The organism is Bergeriella denitrificans NBRC 102155, assembly GCF_001592185.1.
Classification (GTDB): Bacteria; Pseudomonadota; Gammaproteobacteria; order Burkholderiales; family Neisseriaceae; genus Neisseria; species Neisseria denitrificans.
The window spans coordinates 1-5,626 of record NZ_BCWL01000148.1; the positions used below are offsets into that span (position 1 = coordinate 1).

A 5,626-nucleotide genomic window follows, 5' to 3' on the forward strand; every position below is an offset into this window, starting at 1 on the left:
TCTCATGCTTATTTTCAATGACTATACCGATACACCGGCGGCGCGGGCGATTTCCAAACCTTCTTCCACACTCATATATACGGGCGGCTGCGGTTTGTCGGACATCACAATGTCGCCCTGGCGGAACATCACCAGCTCGTTGACGGCCAGTTGCTGCCAAACTTCGTCGCGGGTCAGCGGCAGGGTGGCAATCACGGCCACTTTGTCGCTGGGGGTGGTCACTTCGGCGAAATCAATCATCACGTCATCATCCAGCAGACGCGCTTTGCCGAACGGGGCTTTGCGGACGATATAGTGCAGCAGCGTGCTGGCGTGGGCAAACAGGCTGTCGCCGTCGGACATCACGAAGTTAAACAGGCCGTGGCCGCGGATTTCGTGTGTCAGCTCGGTCAGCGCGGCAAAGAGTTCGGCTTCGCCGGGTTTTTGCTCGAAGCGTTCGCGCAGGCGGTTGAGAATGTAGCAGAACGCCTGCTCGGAATCGGTGCTGCCGACGGGGCGGTAAAAGCCGTTGTCGGCGGGATGGAAATCCAGCAGGTGGCCGTTGTGGGCAAACAGCCAGTATTCGCCCCACAGTTCGCGCATGAAAGGGTGGGTGTTGGCCAGCGAGGTTTGACCCTGCGAGGCTTTGCGGATGTGGGCGATGACGTTTTCCGATTTGATTTGGTAGGCGCGTACCAAATCGGCGACGGGAGAGTCGGCGCTGGGTTTGTCATCGTGAAACAGGCGCACGCCTTTTCCCTCGAAGAAGCCGATGCCGAAGCCGTCGGCATGGTGGTCGGTGATGCCGCCGCGTCTGCGGAAGCCTTCAAAGGAAAACATAATGTCGGTCGGGGTGTTGCAGTTCATGCCGAGCAGCTGGCACATAGGCGACTCTTGTGTGTGAAATCAATCGATATTGGCGAAGCGGTTTGTGGCTTCGATGCTGTGCGGGTAGTGTAACAGGTTCAAAATACGAAAGCGATAGGCCGTCTGAAAAATGTGGATTTTCAGACGGCCTGCGCTTGCTGCGCCGAGCGTGTTCAGACGGTTTGCGAATATTGTGCTTTGGTTTCTTTGTGGCGCAGGTGGTAGTCGAAGACCATGGCGATATTGCGGATCAGGAAGCGGCCTTTGGGAGTAACGGTCAGGCCGTCGGGGCGCAGCTGCACCAAGCCCAATCCGGCCAGCTGCTGCAAATCGGCCAGCTCGGTTTGGAAGTAGTCGGCGAAATTCAGGCCGAACATGGTTTCGTACACCGAATAATCCAGGGCGAAGCGGCACATTAAATCCTGAATGATGTTGCGGCGCAGCAGGTCGTCTTGGTTGAGCTGGTAGCCGCGCATAACCGGTAAACGCCCCGCGTCGATGGCAGCGTAATAGGCATCGATGTCGCGCTCGTTTTGCGCGTAGGTGCTGCCGATTTTGCCGATGCTGGATACGCCGATGGCCACCAAATCGCAGTCGGCATAGGTGGAATAGCCTTGGAAATTGCGCTGCAGCCAGCCTTCGCGCAGGGCCACCGATAATTCGTCGTCGGGCTTGGCGAAGTGGTCCATGCCGATAAAGACGTAGCCGCGCTCGGTCAGGGTATGCACGCAGTATTGCAGCATATCGAGCTTCTCTTCGCTGCCGGGCACGGCGTTGGTATCGATGCGGCGCTGCGGTTTGAAGATGTGCGGCAGGTGGGCGTAGTGGTAGAGCGCGAGGCGGTCGGGGTAGAGGCCGAGTACCGTGTCGATGGTGGTTTTGATGCTGTCGACCGACTGGTGCGGCAGGCCGTAAATCAAATCGACGCTGACGGACTTAAAGCCGGCTTCGCGTGCGGCTTCGATGACTTCGCGGGTTTCTTCCACGCTTTGAATGCGGTTGACGGCTTCCTGTACTTTGGGATCGAAATCCTGAATGCCGACGCTCATGCGGTTGAAACCGAGGCGGCCGAGATGATGCACGGTGTCGCGGCTGACTTTGCGCGGGTCGATTTCGATGGAGTATTCGCCGTTGGGCATCAGCTGGAAGTGTTTGCGTATCATGGCAAAGACGCGCTCGAGCTGGTCGTCGCTCAAAAAGGTCGGCGTGCCGCCGCCGAAATGCAGCTGGGCGAGCGGGTGGCGGCCGTTGAGATGCGGTGCGAGCAGCTCCATTTCGCGCTCGAGGTATTCGATGTAGGCATCGGCGCGGGATTTGTCTTTGGTGATGATTTTGTTGCAGCCGCAGTAGTAGCAGATGGTGTTGCAAAACGGTATGTGAATGTAAAGCGAAAGGGGCTTGTTTAAAGCCCCCGTGCTGCGCTGGCTCAACGCGCGGACGTATTCCGGCTCGAGAAAGCCGTTGTGGAAGCGGTCGGCGGTGGGGTAGGAGGTGTAACGCGGGCCGCTGGCGGGCAGGCTGGCAATCAGGGCGCGGTCGAACTCGGGTTGGTCGGCTTGTGTGTTGTTTTGTATAGGAATAATTTTCATTTTGAGTGGTCGGGTGTTGAGTGTCCGGGGAATTAGTCAAACGAAAGATTGTTTGATAGAATGCCACACTATGATAAACCTGCTTTGATATGAGTCAATACCCGGTCAGTCTGCAAAGCACGAGTTTTTACAAAAAACAATAAAAGGTGTTTTATGTCTGCTCACAACGCTGCACATCAAATGAAGACATTATGCTCGACCTGCTCGCTGCGCGAGCTTTGCCTGCCGGTCGGCCTGATGCCGAACGAATTTTCGCAGCTGGATGCGGTGATCCGCCAGAGCCGCCGTCTGAAAAAGGGCGAATATCTGTTCCGCGCGGGCGAGCCGTTTGCCTCGCTTTTCGCCATTCGTGCCGGCTTTTTCAAAACCACCGTTGCCAGCCAGGACGGCCGCGACCAGGTAACCGGCTTTTTTATGTCGGGCGAGCTGATCGGTATGGACGGCATCTGTTCGCACGTTCACAGCTGCGATGCGGTGGCGCTGGAAGACAGTGAAGTTTGCGAGCTGCTGTTTGCCCATATGGAAGAGCTGGGTCAGAATATCCCCAGCCTGCAAACCCACTTTTTCCGCCTGATGAGCCGCGAAATCGTCCGTGATCAGGGCGTGATGCTGCTGCTGGGCAATATGCGTGCGGAAGAGCGCCTGGCCGCTTTTCTGCTGAACCTGTCGGGTCGTCTGTATTCGCGCGGTTTTGCCGCCAACGACTTTATCCTGCGTATGTCGCGCGAGGAAATCGGCAGCTATTTGGGGCTGAAGCTGGAAACTGTCAGTCGCACGCTTTCCAAATTCCATCACGACGGGTTGATTAAGGTCGAACACAAACACATTCAGATTTTGGATTCGCAGGCTTTGAAAAAAATGGTGTCGGGCTGCGCCCATGCCATGTAAAGCGTGTTGATTATATATAAAAGCCGTCTGAAAACCTGCGTTTTCAGACGGCTTTTTTCAGACGGCCTGCGCTTAAATCGAAAAGTCTTCCACAATCGGCGTGTACAGCATACGGTCCACGGCTTCGCGGTTCAGCTTGGGCGCGAACATTTCGATAAATTCATAAGTATAGCCGCGCAGATAGGTGTCGCCGCGCACCGCAATCCAAGTGGGCGACGGCTCGAAAAGATGGGCGGCATCGACCAGCTGCAAATCGCTGTCGTTTTGCGGGTGGTAGGCCATTTTCGCCATCAAGCCCACGCCCAAGCCCAGCTTGACATAGGTTTTCAATACATCGGTATCCGCCGCCGCCAGCACCACTTCGGGCTGTTCGATGCGCGCTTTTTGAAACGCGCGCGCGATGCTGCTGCCCGGATTGAAGGCAAATTCATAAGTAATCAGCGGAAACGAAGCCAAGTCGCGGATGTCGAGCGGATTGCGGCAGTCGAGCAGCGGGTGGTTGTGCGGCACCACCACCGCGTGCGTCCACTCCGAGCAATGCAGGCGGCGCAGCTCGGGGTGGTCGTCCAGCTTCTCCGTAATGATGGCGATGTCGGCCTCTCCGTTGCTGACCATTTGTGCGATGGCGGAAGGGCTGCCCTGCTTGATGGTCAGGCGCACTTTCGGATAGCGTTTCACAAAGTCCGCCACAATATGGGGCAGGGCATAGCGCGCCTGGGTCGGCGTGGTCGCCACTGTCAGCGCGCCGCTGTCGAGTTCGGTAAACTCGCTGCCGATGTTTTTAATGTTTTGCACATCGCGCAAAATCCGCTCCGAAATCTCCAATACCGCCTTGCCCGGCTGAGATACCGAAACCACGCGCTTGCCGCTGCGGATAAAAATCTGAATGCCCAGCTCCTCCTCCAGCAGGCGGATTTGCTTGGAAATGCCCGGCTGGGAAGTGAAAAGCGCTTCGGCGGCTTCCGATACGTTCAGATTGTGGCGGTAAACTTCAAGCGCGTAGCGCAGCTGTTGCAGTTTCATAAAAAGCTCGGCGTGTTGTGGATTTTGTGCGACATAAAGGCAGCCTAATTTAACATATTTTGGGCAAAGCCGTGGTTTTGTTATCGAAGTTTTTGTTTTTGCTGAAACAATCGGGCGGGGTGGCAGGGCGTGTGCCGCGTAGGGCAGGCCGCTTGTTGCTTTTGTACAACGAAAGCGGCGGACAAAGCCCAAATTTCTATATAAATAAATGACACGGAATTGATTTTTGGGCATGATTAAACCTAGGAAAACAGGCAGCTTTAGCACGGTCAGACGGCTTCAAGTTGACAATTTGCCCTTGGCTTCTTTATAGTTCAGCCTGATACATCCGATTTGCCGCCATTTCAAAGATAGCGGCCTGTATATTGGTAAAGTTGTAGCGGCTCCCGGTATCCGTTACATAACAATTTTGATGAGGGAATAAAATGACCAAACAGCTGAAATTAAGCGCATTGTTCGTTGCCTTGGTAGCTTCAGGCACCGCTATGGCCAGCGAAGCGCACACCAAACACGGTTATGTTGTAAGCAGCCAGTCTCAAGAAGTCGTCCGTAACAACTACGGCGAATGCTGGAAAGACACCTACTTCGATAAAGCCACCCAAGGCCGTGTTGAGTGTGGCGATAAAGAAGAAGTACGTCAAGCTCCTGAATATGCTGATGAAACCGTTTCTCTGTCTGCTGCTACCCTGTTCGGCTTCGACAAAGACAACCTGCGTCCGCAAGCTCAAGACACTCTGAACGCCCTGGCTCAACGCCTGAGCAACACCAACGTAGAAACCGTACGCGTTGAAGGTCACACCGACTTTATGGGCTCTGAAGCGTACAACCAAGCTCTGTCTGAGCGTCGTGCCAACGTCGTAGCCAACTACCTGGTAAGCCGCGGTGTTGCTTCCAGCAAGATTTCTGCTGTAGGTCTGGGTAAATCTCAAGCCCGCATGACTGCCGCTTGTGAAGCTGAAGTTGCCAAACTGGGCAAAAAAGTTTCTAAAGCCAAACGTCGCGAAGCTCTGATTGCATGTATCGCACCTGACCGCCGCGTTGACGTGAAAATCCGCAGCTTGGTAACCCGCCAAGTTGCTCCGGGTCAAGTACAAGGCGAACGTCCTCTGACTGATACCCCTGCTACCGGCGACCAATGGATTCCGTCTCCATACAACGGTGTACACGGTTACGCTAAACCTTAATCAATCAGAAACAGATTGATGGAAAACCCTGCTGAAAAGCAGGGTTTTTGCTTTTTTCGGTTATGCTTGGATACAGGTATAGTCGAAGCGTCATTT

The 5,626-nt window shown here is 54.9% G+C and carries 5 protein-coding genes; 2 read left to right on the plus strand and 3 right to left on the minus strand.

What is annotated here, in order from left to right:
- Positions 1 to 21: 21 nt before the first annotated feature.
- Together BDE01S_RS07925 and hemN are read right to left on the minus strand one after the other, a co-directional pair.
- Positions 22 to 864 (minus strand): class II glutamine amidotransferase, encoded by an 843-nt coding sequence (locus tag BDE01S_RS07925; protein WP_066079830.1) that lies wholly within the window; start codon positions 862 to 864, stop codon positions 22 to 24.
- Between the two features lie 155 nt (positions 865 to 1,019).
- Positions 1,020 to 2,435 (minus strand): oxygen-independent coproporphyrinogen III oxidase, encoded by a 1,416-nt coding sequence (hemN, locus tag BDE01S_RS07930; RefSeq protein WP_066079834.1) that lies wholly within the window; start codon positions 2,433 to 2,435, stop codon positions 1,020 to 1,022.
- A gap of 153 nt (positions 2,436 to 2,588) precedes the next feature.
- Here hemN and fnr point away from each other — a divergent pair, with 153 nt between their 5' ends.
- Positions 2,589 to 3,323: a fumarate/nitrate reduction transcriptional regulator Fnr gene (gene fnr / locus BDE01S_RS07935; RefSeq protein WP_066079837.1), complete on the plus strand. Its 735-nt coding sequence runs from the start codon at positions 2,589 to 2,591 to the stop codon at positions 3,321 to 3,323.
- A 72-nt stretch (positions 3,324 to 3,395) separates the two neighbouring features.
- Here fnr and BDE01S_RS07940 read toward each other — a convergent pair whose 3' ends face one another.
- Positions 3,396 to 4,346, minus strand: coding sequence for a CysB family HTH-type transcriptional regulator (locus BDE01S_RS07940; RefSeq protein WP_066079840.1), 951 nt, complete (start codon positions 4,344 to 4,346; stop codon positions 3,396 to 3,398).
- A gap of 425 nt (positions 4,347 to 4,771) precedes the next feature.
- Here BDE01S_RS07940 and BDE01S_RS07945 point away from each other — a divergent pair, with 425 nt between their 5' ends.
- The gene (locus BDE01S_RS07945) at positions 4,772 to 5,530 is read left to right on the plus strand and encodes an OmpA family protein (RefSeq protein ID WP_066079842.1); all 759 of its coding nucleotides are present in this window, start codon (positions 4,772 to 4,774) and stop codon (positions 5,528 to 5,530) included.
- Positions 5,531 to 5,626 lie beyond the last annotated feature (96 nt).